This window comes from Lachnospira hominis (ex Liu et al. 2021), from assembly GCF_014287955.1.
Taxonomy (GTDB): Bacteria; Bacillota; Clostridia; order Lachnospirales; family Lachnospiraceae; genus Lachnospira; species Lachnospira hominis.
In genome coordinates, this window is the sequence record NZ_JACOPD010000003.1 from 176,214 (window position 1) to 195,115 (window position 18,902).

General features: G+C 37.1%; 19 protein-coding genes and 1 pseudogene. 19 read left to right on the forward strand and 1 reads right to left on the reverse strand.

Annotated features, from left to right (window positions below; translation table 11 throughout):
- Positions 1-98 precede the first annotated feature (98 nt).
- The 13 genes and pseudogenes from H8S01_RS05445 to H8S01_RS05510 all read left to right on the forward strand — a co-directional run bounded on the left by H8S01_RS05445 (position 99) and on the right by H8S01_RS05510 (position 11,682).
- Complete coding sequence (locus tag H8S01_RS05445) at positions 99-506, forward strand: Fur family transcriptional regulator (protein WP_186836457.1); 408 nt, start codon at positions 99-101, stop codon at positions 504-506.
- A 7-nt stretch (positions 507-513) separates the two neighbouring features.
- Positions 514-1,095 (forward strand): annotated as a pseudogene (locus H8S01_RS14415) (flavin reductase); the annotation flags it as partial.
- 42 nt (positions 1,096-1,137) lie between these two features.
- Positions 1,138-1,680 (forward strand): rubrerythrin, encoded by a 543-nt coding sequence (rbr, locus tag H8S01_RS14420; RefSeq protein ID WP_117947600.1) that lies wholly within the window; start codon positions 1,138-1,140, stop codon positions 1,678-1,680.
- A 597-nt stretch (positions 1,681-2,277) separates the two neighbouring features.
- Positions 2,278-2,676, forward strand: a complete 399-nt coding sequence (locus H8S01_RS05460) for a bacteriohemerythrin (RefSeq protein ID WP_055288227.1) — start codon at positions 2,278-2,280, stop codon at positions 2,674-2,676.
- 252 nt (positions 2,677-2,928) lie between these two features.
- Positions 2,929-3,855, forward strand: coding sequence for a sensor histidine kinase (locus tag H8S01_RS05465; RefSeq protein ID WP_186836459.1), 927 nt, complete (start codon positions 2,929-2,931; stop codon positions 3,853-3,855).
- A gap of 321 nt (positions 3,856-4,176) precedes the next feature.
- Positions 4,177-5,244, forward strand: coding sequence for a GGDEF domain-containing protein (locus tag H8S01_RS05470; protein ID WP_186836460.1), 1,068 nt, complete (start codon positions 4,177-4,179; stop codon positions 5,242-5,244).
- 616 nt (positions 5,245-5,860) lie between these two features.
- Positions 5,861-6,076, forward strand: coding sequence for a helix-turn-helix domain-containing protein (locus H8S01_RS05480; protein WP_186836461.1), 216 nt, complete (start codon positions 5,861-5,863; stop codon positions 6,074-6,076).
- A 172-nt stretch (positions 6,077-6,248) separates the two neighbouring features.
- Positions 6,249-7,160 (forward strand): ABC transporter ATP-binding protein, encoded by a 912-nt coding sequence (locus tag H8S01_RS05485; protein WP_186836462.1) that lies wholly within the window; start codon positions 6,249-6,251, stop codon positions 7,158-7,160.
- Entirely contained in the window at positions 7,160-8,062 is a 903-nt protein-coding gene (locus tag H8S01_RS05490; protein ID WP_186836463.1) for an ABC transporter permease, read from the forward strand. The genes H8S01_RS05485 and H8S01_RS05490 overlap by 1 nt, the downstream gene beginning before the upstream one ends.
- A 128-nt stretch (positions 8,063-8,190) precedes the next feature.
- A complete protein-coding gene (locus H8S01_RS05495) occupies positions 8,191-8,808 on the forward strand; it encodes a sugar O-acetyltransferase (RefSeq protein ID WP_186836464.1) in 618 nt (205 codons plus the stop codon).
- Positions 8,809-8,985: 177 nt separating this feature from the next.
- Positions 8,986-10,671, forward strand: a complete 1,686-nt coding sequence (locus tag H8S01_RS05500; RefSeq protein ID WP_186836465.1) for a S8 family peptidase — start codon at positions 8,986-8,988, stop codon at positions 10,669-10,671.
- 112 nt (positions 10,672-10,783) lie between these two features.
- On the forward strand, positions 10,784-11,089 hold the full coding sequence (gene trxA / locus H8S01_RS05505; RefSeq protein ID WP_186836466.1) for a thioredoxin: 306 nt from the start codon (positions 10,784-10,786) through the stop codon (positions 11,087-11,089).
- A 5-nt stretch (positions 11,090-11,094) separates the two neighbouring features.
- A complete protein-coding gene (locus H8S01_RS05510; RefSeq protein ID WP_186836467.1) occupies positions 11,095-11,682 on the forward strand; it encodes a viroplasmin family protein in 588 nt (195 codons plus the stop codon).
- 68 nt (positions 11,683-11,750) lie between these two features.
- Here H8S01_RS05510 and H8S01_RS05515 read toward each other — a convergent pair whose 3' ends face one another.
- Entirely contained in the window at positions 11,751-13,154 is a 1,404-nt protein-coding gene (locus H8S01_RS05515) for an alanine/glycine:cation symporter family protein (RefSeq protein WP_186836468.1), read from the reverse strand.
- 128 nt (positions 13,155-13,282) lie between these two features.
- Here H8S01_RS05515 and H8S01_RS05520 point away from each other — a divergent pair, with 128 nt between their 5' ends.
- From H8S01_RS05520 to xylB, 6 genes are all read left to right on the forward strand, one after another.
- Positions 13,283-13,867, forward strand: coding sequence for a phosphatase PAP2 family protein (locus H8S01_RS05520; protein ID WP_021866529.1), 585 nt, complete (start codon positions 13,283-13,285; stop codon positions 13,865-13,867).
- A 99-nt stretch (positions 13,868-13,966) separates the two neighbouring features.
- Entirely contained in the window at positions 13,967-14,176 is a 210-nt protein-coding gene (locus H8S01_RS05525; protein WP_021866530.1) for a hypothetical protein, read from the forward strand.
- Between the two features lie 13 nt (positions 14,177-14,189).
- Entirely contained in the window at positions 14,190-15,050 is an 861-nt protein-coding gene (locus H8S01_RS05530) for a putative manganese transporter (protein WP_186836469.1), read from the forward strand.
- Positions 15,051-15,242: 192 nt separating this feature from the next.
- Positions 15,243-15,854 carry a DUF4867 family protein gene (locus tag H8S01_RS05535; protein ID WP_021866532.1) on the forward strand — a complete coding sequence of 204 codons (612 nt, stop codon included), beginning with the start codon at positions 15,243-15,245 and terminating at the stop codon, positions 15,852-15,854.
- Positions 15,855-15,884: 30 nt separating this feature from the next.
- Positions 15,885-17,372, forward strand: a complete 1,488-nt coding sequence (locus tag H8S01_RS05540; RefSeq protein WP_186836551.1) for an L-fucose/L-arabinose isomerase family protein — start codon at positions 15,885-15,887, stop codon at positions 17,370-17,372.
- A 26-nt stretch (positions 17,373-17,398) separates the two neighbouring features.
- Complete coding sequence (xylB, locus tag H8S01_RS05545; RefSeq protein WP_021866534.1) at positions 17,399-18,874, forward strand: xylulokinase; 1,476 nt, start codon at positions 17,399-17,401, stop codon at positions 18,872-18,874.
- The last annotated feature ends 28 nt before the right edge of the window (positions 18,875-18,902 follow it).

The following is an 18,902-nucleotide window of genomic DNA, read 5'->3' on the forward strand; positions in this document are numbered from 1 at the left end:
AAATTTTATAATAATGAGAATTATTACTATTTTTATTGACAACAGGATAATAGTGGTATACAATCCTTATTAAGAATTAATCCTAATAAGGAGAACAAATGACAAGTAGGAGAAATACCATTCAAAAAGATCTTGTAAGAAATACCGTATACGAAATGAGAAGACACGTTACGGCAAATGAAGTGTATGAATTTATAAAAGAAGCATATCCAACAATTGGAAAAGGAACTGTATATAGAAATCTTGATATATTGGTAGAGGAAGGTGCATTAAGAAAGGTTGAAGTTCCGGATGGACCGAACCGATTTGATTTTACATTGAAAAATCATTACCATGTAAGATGTATAAAGTGCGGTGAAGTTTTTGATGTGGATATGGATCAAATACCGGATTTGCTGGAAAGAATTCATAACACTCATGGAATTGAATTTGTGGATTATGATATTTTATTTAAAGGCATTTGCCCGAAATGCAGGGAGAAGGTAAAGGAGGAACAGCATGGATAGGAAAGCAATGTATAAGTTGAGTTATGGACTGTTTATATTGACCGCTAAAGAAGCAGCAAAAGATAACGGATGCATCATTAATACAGCCATTCAGGCAGCTTCGGAACCGAACCAGTTAAGTATCTGTGTAAATAAGGCAAATTATACGCATGATATGATTCAAAGAACCGGAAAATTTACTGTATCAGTCTTAAGTCAGAAGGCACAATTTGAATTGTTCAAACATTTTGGATTCCAATCAGGAAGAGATACCAATAAGTTTGAAGCATTTGAGCAGTGTGCCAGGGGCACAAATGGTATTTATTATATTACAGAAGGTACAAATGCATACATTTCTGTGACAGTTACTAAAACAGAGGACTTGGGTTCACATACGATGTTTATCGGTGAGATAACCGATATGGAAGTTTTAAGCAATGTTCCTTCAGTAACATATGATTATTATCAGAATAATATTAAGCCTAAGCCACAGGAGGTTGGAAAAACAGAGGACAGTCAGACAATATGGCGTTGCAGAATTTGCGGATACGAATATGTAGGCGAGGAATTACCAGATGACTTTATATGTCCTTTGTGCAAGCACCCGGCATCAGATTTTGAAAAAGTAGTAAAGAAAACGGATGTAAAAGAGATGGCAGCAAACAAATATGCAGGAACACAGACAGAGAAGAATTTACAGGAGGCATTTGCGGGAGAGTCTCAGGCAAGAAATAAGTATACCTATTTTGCATCTGTAGCAAAGAAGGAAGGCTACGAGCAGATGTCAGCTTTATTTTTAAAAACAGCGGACAATGAGAAAGAACATGCAAAGATGTGGTTCAAGGAATTAGCAGGAATTGGTGATACAAAGGAAAATCTGGCTGCAGCTGCTGAAGGCGAGAATTATGAGTGGACAGATATGTATGAAGGCTTTGCGAAAACAGCCGAAGAAGAAGGTTTCCCTGAACTTGCAGCCAAATTCAGAGCAGTAGGAGAAATTGAGAAGCATCACGAGGAGAGATATCGTGCACTTCTTAAGAATATTGAAACTGCACAGGTATTTGAAAAGAGTGAAGTTAAGGTATGGGAATGCCGTAACTGCGGACATATCGTGGTAGGAACAAAGGCTCCTGAGGTATGTCCGGTATGTAATCATCCGCAGAGCTATTTTGAAGTACATGAAGAAAACTATTAAGGAGATGAGATTATTACGAAGAAGAGAGTGATTAATTCAAAAAGGCAGTAATGATAGGCTGTGGACTTCCGGTATTGCACATGATTCATAGTGTCATTAATTGTAAAAAAGATTTATCCGAGAAAAAAACAAATCTTCATTGTATTTATGGTGAAAAAAATATTACTAAAATTCCATTTAAAACAGATGTGTCAAATGTGATTTTGTTTCATCATGAACATGCCGATGGAACCGGTCCTTAAAAAAAGTGGAATGAAATTCCATTGTTTACAAGGATTATTCGATTCAGAATGTGTTTAAGTGATAATTCTTTTGAAATGAGGCTATTGATATCTATCAGGCATTAACCGAGGACAGACCATATAAGAAAGGTTTATCGCATGAAAAAACATGTGAGATGCTCGATGACATGGTGCAGAAAGGTTTTGTTGATTCTGATATTTCCAAGAAAATTAGGGAATGTTTTGGTGGAATCTAACATTAAAAAAGAGAAAATATAGGAAATTCATGAGAAATGCATTAATGCATTTGCCTATTATGATTAGATCGTATAGAACAGGTTCATAAAACAAATAAAACTGAAAGTAGGATTAATTTATGTATGAAATGAAACCAGAATATTATATCGGCATAGATATGATAGACGAAGAACACAAGCAGTTATTTAAATATGCAGATGAGGCATATGAACTGCTTCATGATGAGTTTACACCGGATAAATATGATAGGATTGATATAATATTAGAAAATCTCCGAAATTATACAGTAAAACACTTTAGTGATGAAGAGCAGTATATGGAATCTATTAATTATAAGAAGATATTTACACAGAAAGTTCAACATCAGGAATTTATACATAAACTTGATGAATTTATGGAACATCACAATGATGAGGTAGAAGATCAAGATGAACAGATTATGGGGATTTTAAAATATCTCACAGAGTGGTTAGTTAATCACATTCTGTATGTCGATGGTCAAATTCCAAAAGGCTGATATAGTAAGAAAGGCTGTTATTTTTTAGAGAGTAGCAGCCTTTTTTATTTTGAATATAAAATATGACACATACACTTGACAATATGCATACATAGAGGAAACGCATCAAGTGCTTGCTAAGCGAAACTTTGTACTGGCAGTAAAAGGAGGTATCTTTGGCGATAAACCAACTGCTTACTATGACTTTGGAGAGTAGAAAGCGACAAGATAGCTGAGCATTGGGATATTGCACTTATATGTGGTTGTCTGACAATGTTTGTATATAGAAATGGTGTGTATTACATTGATTCATTGCAGGAGGCTGTTGAAGCCCAGGGGGATAATAAGGGTGATGATTCAGAACAGATATATATAAGTATTCCAGAGGATAAATGGGATGAATTTGCAAAGGATTTTTTTGTCCAGGTGTACAATAATAAGGCAGATTATAAAAGAAATAGTTTAATAATTTCAGTGTTACTGGCACTTCTTGGAGGCGGTGTTACATATTTTATAAGTGGACGGGCACTTAAACCAATTGGTGAGTTTTCTGATAAAATTGAAGAGGTGCAGTTACAGAATCTGTCCGATTCTCAGATAGAAGAAAACCAGGTTAAAGAACTGAACAGACTTAGTGTTTCGTATAATAAGATGCTTGAACGTCTATCGGAGGCATTTAAGATACAGAGGCAGTTTACTGAGAATGCGGCACACGAGCTTCAGACAGTGGGACGTGATGAGACGATTATAGTTAATGCACTTGTTGATGAGGTATTGGCGGATCTGGAGCCGCTTGCACAGGAAAAGAATATAAAGCTTATTGGAAAATGTAAGGATGTAAATATGGTCGGAAGTGATATTCTTATATACAGGCTTGTATATAATCTTGTTGAGAATGCCATAAAATATAATCATTCAGGTGGACAGGTTTCAGTAGAGGCATATCAGAGGGAAAAGCAGGTTTATCTGTCAGTAAAGGATACGGGAAACGGAATTCCAGAGGAACTTAAGGAACGTGTGTTTGAACCGTTCTTTCGCGTAGATAAATCAAGAAGCCGTGAACTTGGTGGTGTTGGACTTGGACTTGCGCTTGTTAATGAAATTGTGCGGGTACACGATGGCAGTATTGCAATCAGGCCTAATCCATCAGGAGGAACAATAATAGAAGTGCAGTTTGCAGTTAACAGAACAACAGCTTAAGCTGTCTAGACATACAGTCTATTAAATAACACATACAATAAAGTAATAACTAAAGTAGTAATTATTACTATTTTGTTGACTTATTTATGTAATTTTTATATTATATAATATAGATTTAAGGTGTTTGAGGATTGCGGGAATTACATAGCAATTAAGCGGTCCGGTTACATCAGTAAGTGGCAAAATTTACTTTTGACATTCTCATCATTATATAGATATAATTAAATAAGGTATAGATAAAGCTAGAAATAATATGCGTAAATAAAATAATATGAAATAATGTACAATAAATATAAAATTGTGTATTATTGAGGCGTTAGTATGGAGAAAGAAGAACAATCATATAAGAAAAGTAAGAATATAGTAGGAATTATCCAAAGCTGTTTAATATTGATACTGATAGTTCTTATTATATTTATTATGGTGAATATCAGCAGGCTGCAGGGTACAGCCCGCGTAATAAATTATGCAGGTCTGGTACGTGGAGCTACGCAGCGTGAAGTGAAGCTGGAAATTACAGAAAACCAGAATGATGAATTAATTAAATATCTTGATGATATTCTTAATGATTTGAAATATCAGAATGGACAATACAATCTTGTAGATCTTCAAGATAAGGAATATCATGACAAGTTACAGATTCTAAGTGACTACTGGGAAGAATTAAAAAAAGAAATCAAAGCAGTAAGAGAAGTAGGCTATCAAAATACAGATATTGTTAATATGAGTGAAATATATTTTAAGATGGCAGATGAAACAGTATCCGCTGCGGAAAACTATTCAGAAAGGATAGCTGTTAAAATCCGTACTTTAGAGCTGTTGTCAGTACTTGACATGCTATGTCTTGTGATATTGATTGTTATACAGACCTTAGCAGCCATGAAAATGTCTGTACTAAACAAGCTGTTAGAACAAAGAGCATATACAGATGCCCATACGGGATTGCCAAATAAAGATGCCTGTGAAGTGCTTCTTAACAATAAGGAAACAGTTGCAAAGCATACAGCGTGCATGATGTTTGATTTAAATAATCTTAAGATTATTAATGATACAAAGGGACATTCAAAGGGAGATCAGCTTATATTGAACTTTGCCAGGCTTTTACGCAATGTAATTCCACAAAAAGATTTTGTTGGAAGATATGGCGGAGATGAATTCATGGCAGTTATCTACAATACAAGCAAAACGGAAATTGAGGATATATTAAAGCAGCTAAGCAGGGAAAAAGACAGATTAAACAGCAGTGGTAATAATATGCCAATCGACTATGCATGTGGATGGGCAATATCAGATGCTGATAGTGAGTGTACAATACAGATGCTATTAGATAAGGCAGATTATTATATGTATGAAAACAAACAGGCATATAAAAAGTCTAAGAAATCCTGAAATAAAAATTAGAAAATGATATTTTGTGCATGTCGGTGTATAATTAGGTAGGATTGTGGGAGAGTGTAGCAAAAAACAAACTGTAGATATCAAGGGGCTGTTGTACCTAATAAATGAACTGCTCCCTGTCAAGTAGACAATTGAAAAAATATAAATTTTCCTGCCAGCAGAAATTTATCTGCTGGCAGTTTTTATGCAACTTGCATGTAAATTTCGTGTTTTTCCATAGTATCGCTATCTCTTCAGAATCCCCCAAAAGTCTTCCATTGGTCCATTGTCGATACATTTAGCAACTCGCGACATGCTTTGTATTATTCCGGCATTTGCAAGTTTTGTATGAAATGTCCTGTTCGTATATTGGAATCCTCTGTCACTGTGAAACAGTGGATGCGAACCAGGATTTCTAAGTAAAGCATTGTCTGCCGTATCAAACACCAAAATGTGCTAATATGACAAAATTGAAGATAAGGATAAAGGAAAGGTAGTATTTGTAGTTGATGGAGGGGTTGTGTGTAGAATAATTTACCATTGACGAATCAGAATGACAAGGGTATAATACATTATGACAACTAAAATTGTCAAATAGACAAGCAAAATTGTCGAACGGAGGTGCTATATGATACTGCGAAATCGTTTAAAGGAACGCAGGGCTGCATTGAATGTTAATCAGCAGGAAATGGGACGCTTATGTGGTGTATCAAGGCAGACGATTAGTTTGATTGAACGTGGCGATTATTCGCCGTCCGTTACCCTTGCCTTAACGATTGCAAAAGTGTGCGGTGTTGCGGTGGAAGAAGTTTTTTATTTACAGGAGGAAGAAGATAATGGATAAAAATGAAATTGAGAGGGCAAATCGGAAAGCTCTGCACCAATTTATGCTCATTATGGTAATATGATTCAGTGTGTTTGCTGCGACAGGGTATAATGCAATGCTTGGAATAGAACTGTATCGGATGAAGTTTTAGAAAACGAACTTGCAACATTAGAATAAGGAGGAAAATGATATGGAATCAGATATAATTAAAATCAGCCATCTGAATAAAAGCTTTGGCGAAGTAAAAGCAGTAAATGATTTAAGCTTTCGTGTGAAAAAAGGAGAATTGTTTGCGTTTCTTGGAGTAAACGGTGCGGGGAAAAGTACAACCATTTCTATTCTCTGTGGACTGCAGAAAAAAGATAGTGGAACGGTTCAGGTAAACGGAATAGAAACTGACAAAGCCGGTGAACAGACAAAAAGGATGATTGGTGTTGTATTTCAGGATAGTGCACTTGATAAACCGCTTACGGTGAAAGAGAACCTAATGAGCAGAGCTGCTTTGTATGGCATTACAGGAAAGGCTTTTGATAAGAGATTACAGGAGTTGGTCGAGATTCTGGATTTTGACGAGTTTTTAAACAGGCCTGTGGGTAAGCTGTCGGGAGGTCAGAGAAGAAGAATTGATATTGCCCGTGCATTATTGCACAGACCGGAGATTTTGATTCTTGACGAGCCTACTACAGGGCTTGATCCGCAGACAAGGCAGTTAATCTGGAATGTTATTGAGAAACTTCAGAAAACAGAAAATATGACAGTATTTCTGACTACACATTATATGGAAGAGGCTGCTAATGCCGGGTATGTTGTGATTCTTGACAAAGGAAGTATTGCAGCAGAAGGTACACCGTTTGAACTTAAAAATGATTATGTACAGGATATCGTGTCTGTTTACGGTGTTTCCGAAGATGAAATAAAGACATTGAACAGAGAATATAAAAAAATACGTGACGGATATCAGATAAAAGTAAGAAATACGCAGGAAGCAACGGAACTTATTGTAGAAAATCAGGAGCTGTTTAGGGATTATGAGGTAGTAAAAGGCGGTATGGATGATGTATTTCTTGCAGTCACAGGAAAGAAGCTTGGAGGTGAACGCTGATGAGAACAGTATTGGCATTAATGAACAGGAACAGAAAACTCTTTTTTAAAGATAAAGGTATGTTGTTTACATCAATGATCACACCAGTCATTCTGATTGTTTTGTATGCTACGTTTCTGGCAAAGGTTTTCAGAGATTCTTTTACAGCAGCAATTCCGGATATGATTACGATTTCGGATGAGCTCATTAATGGAACCGTGGCAGCACAGCTGACAGCATCACTTATGGCAGTGAGCTGTATCACTGTAACATTCTGTGTGAATCTGACTATGGTGCAGGACAAGGCAAATGGAACAAGGAAGGATTTTAATGTTTCACCGGTCAGCAGGGGAAAAATCTATTTGGGATATTTTCTCTCAACAGTTGCTAATTCTTTGATGGTCAATGGACTTGCGTTTGTATTATGCCTGGGATATCTGCTTAAAATGGGATGGTATATGAATACAGCAGATGTATTATGGGTTTTATTTGATATGATACTGCTCGTCCTGTTTGGAAGTACGCTTTCAAGTATCATTAGCTTTCCATTGACAACACAGGGACAGCTTTCGGCTGTGGGTACAATTGTCAGTGCAGGATATGGTTTTATATGTGGAGCTTATATGCCGATTTCAAATTTTGGTTCAGGTCTTCAGAAGGCACTGTCTTATCTTCCGAGTACATATGCCACTTCATTGATTAAGAATCATATGCTTCACGGAGTATTCAGGGAGATGGAGAGAAAACATTATCCGGGTGAAATGGTTGAAGCGATAAGAGACACTCTTGATTGCAATCCGGTATTTCATGGAAATGTGGTAAGTGTAAATCAGATGATTGGCATTATGATTGGAAGTATAGCTGTATTTGGAATTATTTATTATTTGGTTATATTGCTGTCAAAGGGTGAAGGTAGACGATAGGAAATATTATCTCCGAAAGTATTGCCGGAGAGGAATTATTTTAATTTAGTAATAAAAAATGCAGTATTTATGCGGCCGGTGGCGTTTTTAAACGTCTAATTATAACTTTGGATTGGAGGTTATCAGGAATGACAGAAAGAGAAAAAATGATAAACGGAGAGTTGTATGATTCAGCGGATAAGGAATTAGAACAATTACGTCTGAATGCACGTAAATTATCAAGAAAATATAATTTGACGGACGAAGATTGCTTAGAAGAGCAAATGCAGATATTGAGAGAATTATTGTCGGCAACAGAGGAACTTCCGTATTTACAGGCACCTGTTTATTTTGATTATGGATGTAATACGTTCTTTGGAAAATTCAGCTCTGCTAATTTTAATTTTACATGTTTGGATGTATGCGAAATACATATAGGGGATAATGTGATGATTGGTCCCAATGTCACATTGGCAACTCCTATGCATCCATTATTACCCGAAGAACGCAATATCCGAAAAAGAGAAGATGGCAGTTTTTATAATCTTGAATATGCGAAACCAATAACTATAAAAGATAATTGCTGGCTGGCATCTAATGTGGTTGTTTGCGGTGGTGTCACCATAGGAGAAGGGTGTGTAATTGGTGCAGGAAGCGTTGTGACAAGAGATATTCCACCCTATAGTCTGGCAGCTGGAAATCCATGCCGGGTTATCCGCAAAATAACTGAGAAAGATCATATGTCAGATGGAATTGAAAAATTCTAGTTTGATGTAGAAAAAATCATTTATTCATGTCCTTTGTCATATAGTTTCTGTATATTTTTGGGAAGTTTATCAGGCAGGTACTTTTTTAATGTTTGCATATTATAGATTTAAAGCAGATATGATATATTTTGTAATTATCGGAATAAGAATAATATGAAATATAAAAAAGGAGCATATATGGCAAATCAGAAGCTGGAAACGCTGTTAAATGTCAGCATGCAGGCAACGCAGGAAGACAGGGCCAAATCGCCTGATTTATCGGCAGGAGTAGATGAAGAAGCAGGTATATGGGAAATTATAGTTAAATATACACAGGATTTATCACAATTTTCAGCAAAATATCCGGGTATGGAAATATATGAATTACTGGGTGGATATGCAATTATAAAAATAAAAAAAGAATACATTGATTCATTGTCACAGGAAAAACAGATACAGTTTATAGAAAAGCCTAAAAGATTGTATTTTCAATTGAGTAATGAGAAATCAGCTGCCTGTATAACACCGGTACAGGCAGGATCTGACAATCCATACGGATTATTTGGAGAAGGAGTTATAACTGCAATTATAGATTCAGGAATAGATGTGACGAATCCTGATTTTAAAAATGAGAATGGAACAACAAGAATTATCGGTATATGGGATCAGGACAGAGATATATTTTATGACAGCAGTCAGATAGACAGATATTTGGATGGGGAAAATCCAAAAGGGATGCATGCACAAAGAGCCCCGGGATTTGATATAAGCGGACATGGAACGAATGTTGCAAGAATTGCATGTGGTAACAGAGGTGTTGCGTCAAAATCCGATATACTTGTAGTAAAGATGGGAAATACAGACAGAACATCATTTTCTGGTACAACGCAGCTTATTAAAGGGATTGATTTTTGTATAAAAAAAGCTGCAGATTTGGGAAAACCTGTAGCAATAAATATAAGTTATGGCAATAATTATGGTGATCACAGTGGCAGCTCAATTCAGGAAAGCTTTATTAATACAGCTTCTGCATCATGGAAATGTGCAATATGTGTCGGAAGCGGCAATGAGGGGCTTGGAGCAGGACATACATCAGGCAGGCTTCGACAGGGAGAGGAACAATACGTCCAGATAGCTGTTTCTGAATACGAGACATCACTTAATATCCAGATATGGAAAGATTATTGGGATGATTTTAATATTGAGGTAATAACTCCGGCTGGCATAAATCTGGGGCGTATTAGCCGATATAATACATTGAACACGGTAAGTACCGGGACGGAAAAAGTGCTGTGTTATTATGCACAGCCGCTTCCGTTCAGCATGAGGCAGGAAATATATATAGATATTGTTCCGGTAAATAATTATATAACATCAGGCTTGTGGAGAATTAATTTCATACCGGATAAAATAAGAACCGGCTTCTTTGACATGTGGCTTCCGACTGCAGCTTCACTGAATCCTAAGACAGGATTTACACGTCCTGATTCTTCCCTTACTTATACTGTTCCGTCAACATCATCCAATGTTATAACTGTTGGTTCATACAATGCAGCGACAAACACGCCATCTCCGTTTTCAGGAAGAGGGTATGTGACACAGTCAGAATCAGGAATTGCAGTAAAGCCGGACATAGTGGCACCTGGGGAAAATGTGCGTATAGATGAAAGGACTATAGTAAGCGGTACGTCATATGCAGTACCATTTGTCACGGGAGCATCAGCACTTCTGATGGAATGGGGAATTGTGCGTGGCAATGACCTGTTTCTTTATGGTGAAAAATTAAAGGCACATCTTATAAAGGGATCATTACCGCTTAATGGAATGAATATACCTGATGATGTTACCGGGTGGGGGAAAATGTGCATGGCACAAAGTATATAATTTTCTTGATTTTATAACAGCCATATGGGTATAATAATTCCACAATACATTCCGTGATATAAACGGTTTGTCAGATATAAAAACAAAAAACATTCAGAAAAGAGGTTTTATTATGGTTATAACACAGAATAATTTTAATTCGGAAGTTGAAAATAGTGATAAGCCTGTTCTTATTGATTTCTGGGCATCATGGTGCGGTCCATGTATGATGATGTCACCTGTAGTGGAGCAGATAGAAAAAGAACATCCTGAAATTAAGGTTGGAAAAGTTAATGTAGATGAGGAGATGGTACTTGCACAGAAATTTATGGTTGTCAGTATTCCTACACTTATTTTATTTAAAAATGGAAAACCGGAGATTACATCTGTAGGTTTCAAAGGAAAGGAAGAGCTTGAGGAAATATTCAAGCTGAAATAATTTTGATGGCACAGAAATTTTACGCAGTGCGTGCCGGAAGAAAACCTGGAATATATATGTCGTGGGAAGCATGTAAAACACAGGTTCATGGCTTTGCAGGAGCACAGTACAAAAGTTTTACGACAAGAGAGGATGCAGATGAATATATGAGTGCGGCAAAATGCAGTCATGTCAGATCTGAAGCATTTGCATTTGTTGATGGTTCATTTAATACATCGACATCAGTATATGGTTATGGCGGATTTATAGAGTATAAAGGTGAACGCTATGAACTTATGGGAAATGGAAACGATGCTGATATGGCATTAATGAGAAATGTTGCAGGAGAAGTGCTTGGCAGTATGGCGGCAGTAAAAAAGGCGATAGAGCTGGGAATCAGGTCGCTTGATATTTATTATGATTATATGGGAATCCAGATGTGGGCAACAGGTGAATGGAAGCGTAATAAAGCCGGAACTATAGCATATTACGATTATATTCAGTCAGTAAAAAATGATATAGAACTGCATTTTGTAAAAGTCAAAGGTCACTCAGGCGTAGAAGGCAATGAAGAAGCCGACAGGCTGGCAAAAAAAGCGGTGGGCATACAATAAACAAATAACCCGGCATTTACGGAAAATGAGCAGAACCCATGTTTATTCCGTAAATGCCGGGATTGTTATTATTTTTTCAGACTGTTAAGATATTTATTAGTCTCGGATACAACAACGCCATTTAATGCAATAAGTGCAATAAGGTTAGGTATAGCCATAAGACCATTGAATATATCTGCAATTGTCCATACAGCTGAAACAGTCATAAAAGGACCTATGAAAATACATAAGATATATAACCATTTGTAGGCTTTGATAACATTTTTCTTATCTCCGATAATATATTCGAGACAGCGTTCGCTGTAATAATTCCATCCAAGTATTGTTGTAAATGCAAAGAATACAAGACAGAGCATGAGTATGAATGAAGAGAACTGTGCCGGAAGAGGAAGTCCCATCTGGAACGCTCTTGTTGTAACAGAAACGCCTTCAAGACCGATATTCCATGAACCTGTTATAACAATTGTGAGTCCTGTCATTGTACAGATTACAATTGTGTCAATAAAAGTACCCATCATAGAGATAAGACCCTGCTGTGCAGGTGCATCAGCAACGGCAGCGGCAGCAGCAATAGGAGCACTACCAAGACCTGCTTCGTTAGAAAAGATACCTCTGGCAACACCCATCTGCATAGCCATCATCATAGAGCCTATAGCACCACCGCCGACAGCACGCAGACCAAATGCACTCTGGACAATAGTTGCAAGAGCATTTGGAATTTCCCTGAAATTGTATACAAGAATAGCAAGTGTAACAATAAAATATGTAACAGCCATAAAAGGAACTATAACCTGTGCAACAGATGAAATTCTTTTGAGACCGCCAATGAGTACAAGAGCGGCAAATATTGTAAGAAGTATGCCGGATATAATAACAGACCATGAATATTCACGTCCAAACAGTGTTACCGTCCATTGGTTATTGGCATCGAAGAAATTATTTACAGCACTTGTAATACCGTTAATCTGTGTAAATGTACCGATACCAAGAAGACCAACGCCAACACCGAAAAATGCAAATAACTTGGCAAGCCATTTCCATTTTTTTCCCATTCCATGTTCAATATAGTAGAAAGGTCCTCCGAGAATATGTCCGTCCTTCTGGATGACACGGTATTTTACAGCAAGAAGACATTCCGAATATTTTGTTGCCGTACCTACAAGGGCGGCAATCCACATCCAGAATAAAGCACCGGGACCGCCTGCAACAAGAGCAGTTGCTACACCAACGATATTACCTGTACCTATTGTGGCTGATAAAGCTGTACAAAGTGAAGCAAAACCGGATACTTCGCCATCGCCGGATGCTTCATTTTTTACCGTATGCTTAATGGCAAGTCCAAGCTTTGTAATCTGCAGTCCTTTCAGACGGATTGTAAGAAACAAACCAACAGAAATAATAAGAATAATAAGGGGAAGTCCCCAAACGAAACTATCAATCGTTTTAAGGATTGAATTAAAGCTTTCAAACATAAATAAGTCTCTCCGTTCAAAAATGATATTTTCTTAAAACTATAACACAAAAATGTTTTACTTGCAAAAAAAAATATTAGCAGATAAAATGTATAAGGCAGAATAAAAATTAAAGAGGAGTTTTTTAAATGGAATTACAGATTTTACATTGGTTTGAAAGCCTGCACAATCCGTTTCTCAATCCAATTATGTATGGCATAACAATGCTTGGCGAGAAAGGAATATTTCTTATACTGGTAGCACTGGCAGCTCTTACGGTTTTACCTAAAAAATATAGAAAAGTAGGACTTACAATGGCATTTGCACTTATAATATCGCTTATAATGTGCAATGGAGTTATGAAAAATGCATTTGCAAGGGTCAGACCTTTCAATGTAGATACATCATTTGAGAGTTTGTATAATATTTTTGCCACAATTGATGACTGGTCATTCCCTTCAGGTCACACATCAGCAGCTTTTGCGGCAGCACTTGCCATTTTCATGTGGTATAAAAAAGAAGGTGGATTTGCTATTGTTATAGCAGCACTTATAGCAATTTCAAGACTTTACCTTACAGTACACTATCCTACAGATGTTCTTGTCAGCCTTATACTGGGAAGCATTTATGGAATTATTTCATATTACATAGTTAAGTTTATTATGAAAAAATCAGAAAAGATGCGTAAAGTATTTGATGAAGGAGCACCTTATAAAACGTTATTTCAAAAATAATTAATGACAGGTTAAACTTTTTTGCAGATGATTTCGTATATAGCTATAGACAAATAATTAAAGAAATGTCAGATTTATTTTTCTAGGAGGTATTTATCTATGGTGGGAGGAATCGGACCGGTTAATGATGAGCTTATGGAACTTTTATATAACAAAGATAATTCTTATGAGAGTGGGCATGACATGACAAAAAAGCCATGCAGGAGTGGAAATATCAGTGTCATAGACAGTGAATATGTACCATTAAAAATTAAGGGCTCAAAATTTCCGGATATAAAAGGGTTTATTAAGAAATTCCTGAAAAAATAAAATGGAGATTTATATGTTAGATGTAATAATTGATACACTTATTGACAGTGTAAAACTGCTGCCGTTTTTGTTTTTTACATATCTGGCGATGGAATATATAGAGCATAAGACGACAGCAAAAACGAAGCGGATGATAAAGAATTCCGGCAAGGCAGGTCCTTTTGCAGGTGCTATCCTTGGTGCTGTGCCTCAGTGTGGTTTCTCGGCGGCTGCGTCCAATCTTTATGCCGGAAGAGTAATTACGCTTGGAACGCTGATTGCGATATATCTTTCGACATCAGATGAGATGCTGCCGGTGTTTTTATCTGAGAAAGTTCCGGCAAGCACAATACTTACAATTATTTTATGGAAAATAGTTATCGGAATGGCTGCCGGATTTATAATTGATTTTGTAATAAGAAAAGCAAAATCAAGAAATCAGGATGATATAACACAGAAAATCGGTCATGTATGTGACCATGACCATTGTCACTGTGAAAAGAGCATATTTGCGTCTTCATTAAGGCACACTCTTGTTATATTTGGATATATCCTTATTATATCATTTATCCTTAATACGATAATACATTTTGTAGGAGAGGAAACACTTGGCAGCTTCATGCTTGACAAGCCGGTTATCGGACCGATGGTATCAGCACTTGTTGGACTTATACCGAACTGTGCGTCATCTGTTGTTATAACACAGCTTTATATTGAAGGGCTTATGCCTCTTGGAACTGCTATGGCAGGACTGCTTGCCGGTTCGGGTGTCGGCATACTTGTGCTTTTTAAAGAAAATACAGATATAAAAGAAAATATAAAAATACTTGGTCTTTTATATGCTTTTGGTGTAGTATCAGGAATTATAATTGAACTTGTAATAAGACTGATTTAAGATATTACCGGAATAGCGTTTTGTGCGTTATTCCGGTTTTTTATTTTTTGATAAAAATTTATATATTTTTGTTGATAAATGATGCGTGAAGTGATATTATGATAACAACTTTGAAAAACACATTTTATAAAAGTTGTTTTAATAAGCCGGAACTGAGAGTCATATAATAATCCGGCGGGAATGGAGGAAAGCATGAAAATTCATAGTGTCTGTGACAAAGAATTTGCACAGTACGGAAGAGTTCTTACAGAACTTGATACAAAAGAACTTATAAGTGCAATGGAAAAGACACCTGTGCCGGATGATGTTATATATGTTCCATCCGACAAAGAATTAGAGTCACTTAACGTGTATGATGTAATGTCAAAAGTGGTTTACGGTGATATGCCTGTTCAGATAGGATACTGTAACGGACATAACCAGAAACTTAATGCAGTGGAATATCATAGAAGTTCTGAGATAAATGTAGCTGCTACTGATATGATTTTACTTCTGGGAAAACAGCAGGATATAAAGGAAGATTATACATATGATACGGCAGATATTGAGGCGTTTCTTGTACCTGCGGGTACGGCTGTTGAAGTTTATGCGACAACGCTTCACTATGCACCATGCGGCGTGAATAATTCAGGTTTCAGGTGTACGGTAGTTCTTCCAAAGGGCACAAATTATGATGTAAAAAGACAGAAGAATACAGGTGAGGACAGACTGCTTGCAGCAACAAATAAATGGCTCATAGCACACAAAGAAGCACATATAGACGGAGCATTTGAGGGACTTATCGGGGAAAATCCAGAAGTCTGAAAGAAAATATAACAAAGAATAGGAGAATTTATCATGAACAAACCGACAGTTAAAGTGGGAATTGTAGCAGTCAGCAGAGATTGTTTCCCGGAATCACTTTCAGTAACAAGAAGACAGAATCTCGTAAATGCATATAAGGCTAAGTATAACGCAGATGAAATTTACGAATGTCCTGTATGTATCGTTGAGAGCGAGATACATATGATGCAGGCACTGGATGATATCAAAAAAGCAGGATGTAATGCACTTTGTGTATATCTTGGAAACTTTGGCCCTGAGATTTCAGAGACTATGCTTGCACAGTATTTTGACGGTCCTAAGATGTTTGTTGCGGCAGCAGAAGAGACATCTGAGAATGGCGGACTTGTACAGGGCAGAGGCGATGCATACTGTGGTATGTTAAATGCAAGTTATAATTTAAAGCTTCGTAATGTAAAAGCATACATTCCTGAATATCCTGTAGGAACTGCAGAAGAATGTGCAGATATGATTCATGAATTCATACCTGTTGCGAAGGCAGTTTATGCACTTTCAAATCTCAAAATAATAAGCTTCGGACCTCGTCCTACTAATTTCCTTGCATGTAACGCTCCTATCAAGCAGCTTTATAATCTCGGAGTTGAAATTGAGGAAAATTCAGAACTTGACCTTTTTGAAGCATTTAATAAGCATGCGGGAGATGAAAGAATTCCTGAAGTCGTAAAGAGCATGGAAAAAGAACTCGGAAATGGCAATAAGAAGCCTGAAATTTTACCTAAGCTTGCACAGTATGAGCTCACACTCCTCGATTGGGTAGAACAGCACAAAGGCTCAAGAAAGTTTGTTGCAGTCGCAGGAAAATGCTGGCCGGCATTCCAGACACAGTTTGGTTTCGTTCCATGTTATGTGAATTCAAGACTTACAGCTATGGGAATTCCTGTATCATGTGAGGTTGATATTTACGGAGCGTTGAGTGAATTTATCGGTGCAGTTGTAAGTGATGATACAGTTACGCTTCTTGATATTAATAATACAGTTCCTTCAGATATTTATGAGCAGGATATTAAGGGCAAGTTCCCATATACAATCAAAGATACATTTATGGGATTCCACTGCGGAAATACAGCAGCATGCAAACTTTCATTCTGTGAGATGAGAAATCAGATGATTATGGCACGTTCACTTCCTGAAGAAGTTACAAATGGTACACTTGAGGGAGATATTATTCCTGGCGATATCACATTTTTCAGACTCCAGAGCACATCAGACGCCAAGCTTACAGCATATGTGGCACAGGGGGAGGTACTTCCTGTTGCGACACGTTCATTCGGAGCAATCGGTATATTTGCAATTCCACAGATGGGCAGATTCTACAGACACTGGCTTATCGAAAAGAATTTCCCACATCATGGTGCTGTTGCATTCGGCCATTTCGGAAAGCAGCTTTATGAAGTATTTAAGTATCTCGGAGTAGAAGAAATAGGCTTTAACCAGCCGGCGGGAATGCTTTACAAGAGTGAAAATCCATTTGCAAATTAATTCTTGATTATAGATGGGAGACGCATATGTATTATATAGGTGTTGATTTGGGAACATCTGCCGTTAAATTGATTTTAATGGACAAAGAAGGTAATGTAGTTAAGACAGTTTCAAGAGAATATCCGCTTTATTTTCCTAAGCCGGGCTGGTCAGAACAGAATCCGTCAGACTGGTATGAAAATGCGGTTGAGGGAATAAAAGAACTTACAGACGGAGTTGATGCGGCACAAGTTGCAGGCATCAGCTTCGGCGGACAGATGCATGGGCTTGTAATTCTTGATAAGGACAATGAAGTAATAAGACCGGCGATACTCTGGAATGATGGCAGAACAACAAAAGAATGTGATTATCTTAACAATACTATAGGTAAAGATAAAATAGCAGAATATACAGCAAATATCGCATTTGCAGGATTTACAGCACCAAAGATTTTGTGGCTTAGGGAAAACGAGCCTGAAAATTTCAAAAAAATAAGCAAAATAATGCTTCCAAAAGATTATCTTGCATATAAGATGACAGGTGTGCATTGCACAGATGTTTCAGATGCTTCAGGAATGTTGCTCTTTGACGTAAAAAACAGATGCTGGTCTAAGGAAATGCTTGATATATGTGGCATAGATGAAAACTGCATGGCGAAAGTATTTGAGAGCTATGAATGTGTAGGAAATCTTACAAAAGAAGCTGCACAACGCATGGGACTTACAGAAAATGTCAAAGTGATAGCAGGTGCAGGAGACAATGCGGCGGCAGCAGTCGGAACCGGAACAGTAGGTGACGGCAAATGTAATATTTCACTCGGAACAAGTGGCACAATATTTATTTCAAGTGATAAATTCGGCGTTGATGATAATAATGCCCTTCATTCATTTGACCATGCAGACGGACATTTTCATCTTATGGGCTGTATGCTCAGTGCAGCTTCATGTAATAAATGGTGGATGGATGAAATTATAAAAACAAAAGAGTATTCAGAAGAGCAGAAACCCGTTACAGATGATATGCTTGGAAATAACAGAGTATTTTTCCTGCCATATCTTATGGGAGAGCGTTCACCACACAATAATCCGGCGGCAAGAGCAACATTTACAGGAATGACAATGGATACGGACAGAACTGATATGACACAGGCAGTTCTTGAGGGTGTTGCATTTGCAATACGTGATTCGTTTGAAGTCGCTAAAAGTCTCGGAATAAATGTGACAGAGACAAAAATCTGCGGTGGTGGAGCAAAGAGTCCGCTCTGGCGTAAGATGATAGCTAATATTCTTAATATTAAGGTATCAGTTCCTGTCACAGAGGAAGGTCCGGCACTCGGTGCTGCAATGCTTGCGGCAGTGGGAACAGGTGCTTATAAAAATGTAGAAGAAGCAGCTTCGCATATTGTAAAAATCAAAGAAACAATAGAGCCTGATAAAGAGATTGCGGCAAGATATGAGAAAAAATATCAGCAGTTTAAAAAAATTTATCCGGCACTTAAATCAGTATTTGACGAATTCGATTAATGCATATAAAATATTATCAGATTGTATT

Excerpts from the sequence above, each read along its gene's own strand:
- H8S01_RS05445 (WP_186836457.1), top strand. The coding sequence starts at position 99 with ATGACAAGTAGGAGAAATACCATTCAAAAAGATCTTGTAAGAAATACC.
- rbr (WP_117947600.1), top strand. The coding sequence starts at position 1,138 with ATGGCAGCAAACAAATATGCAGGAACACAGACAGAGAAGAATTTACAG.
- H8S01_RS05460 (WP_055288227.1), top strand. The coding sequence starts at position 2,278 with ATGTATGAAATGAAACCAGAATATTATATCGGCATAGATATGATAGAC.
- H8S01_RS05465 (WP_186836459.1), top strand. The coding sequence starts at position 2,929 with ATGTTTGTATATAGAAATGGTGTGTATTACATTGATTCATTGCAGGAG.
- H8S01_RS05470 (WP_186836460.1), top strand. The coding sequence starts at position 4,177 with ATGGAGAAAGAAGAACAATCATATAAGAAAAGTAAGAATATAGTAGGA.
- H8S01_RS05480 (WP_186836461.1), top strand. The coding sequence starts at position 5,861 with ATGATACTGCGAAATCGTTTAAAGGAACGCAGGGCTGCATTGAATGTT.
- H8S01_RS05485 (WP_186836462.1), top strand. The coding sequence starts at position 6,249 with ATGGAATCAGATATAATTAAAATCAGCCATCTGAATAAAAGCTTTGGC.
- H8S01_RS05490 (WP_186836463.1), top strand. The coding sequence starts at position 7,160 with ATGAGAACAGTATTGGCATTAATGAACAGGAACAGAAAACTCTTTTTT.
- H8S01_RS05495 (WP_186836464.1), top strand. The coding sequence starts at position 8,191 with ATGACAGAAAGAGAAAAAATGATAAACGGAGAGTTGTATGATTCAGCG.
- H8S01_RS05500 (WP_186836465.1), top strand. The coding sequence starts at position 8,986 with ATGGCAAATCAGAAGCTGGAAACGCTGTTAAATGTCAGCATGCAGGCA.
- trxA (WP_186836466.1), top strand. The coding sequence starts at position 10,784 with ATGGTTATAACACAGAATAATTTTAATTCGGAAGTTGAAAATAGTGAT.
- H8S01_RS05510 (WP_186836467.1), top strand. The coding sequence starts at position 11,095 with ATGGCACAGAAATTTTACGCAGTGCGTGCCGGAAGAAAACCTGGAATA.
- H8S01_RS05515 (WP_186836468.1), bottom strand. The coding sequence starts at position 13,154 with ATGTTTGAAAGCTTTAATTCAATCCTTAAAACGATTGATAGTTTCGTT.
- H8S01_RS05520 (WP_021866529.1), top strand. The coding sequence starts at position 13,283 with ATGGAATTACAGATTTTACATTGGTTTGAAAGCCTGCACAATCCGTTT.
- H8S01_RS05525 (WP_021866530.1), top strand. The coding sequence starts at position 13,967 with ATGGTGGGAGGAATCGGACCGGTTAATGATGAGCTTATGGAACTTTTA.
- H8S01_RS05530 (WP_186836469.1), top strand. The coding sequence starts at position 14,190 with ATGTTAGATGTAATAATTGATACACTTATTGACAGTGTAAAACTGCTG.
- H8S01_RS05535 (WP_021866532.1), top strand. The coding sequence starts at position 15,243 with ATGAAAATTCATAGTGTCTGTGACAAAGAATTTGCACAGTACGGAAGA.
- xylB (WP_021866534.1), top strand. The coding sequence starts at position 17,399 with ATGTATTATATAGGTGTTGATTTGGGAACATCTGCCGTTAAATTGATT.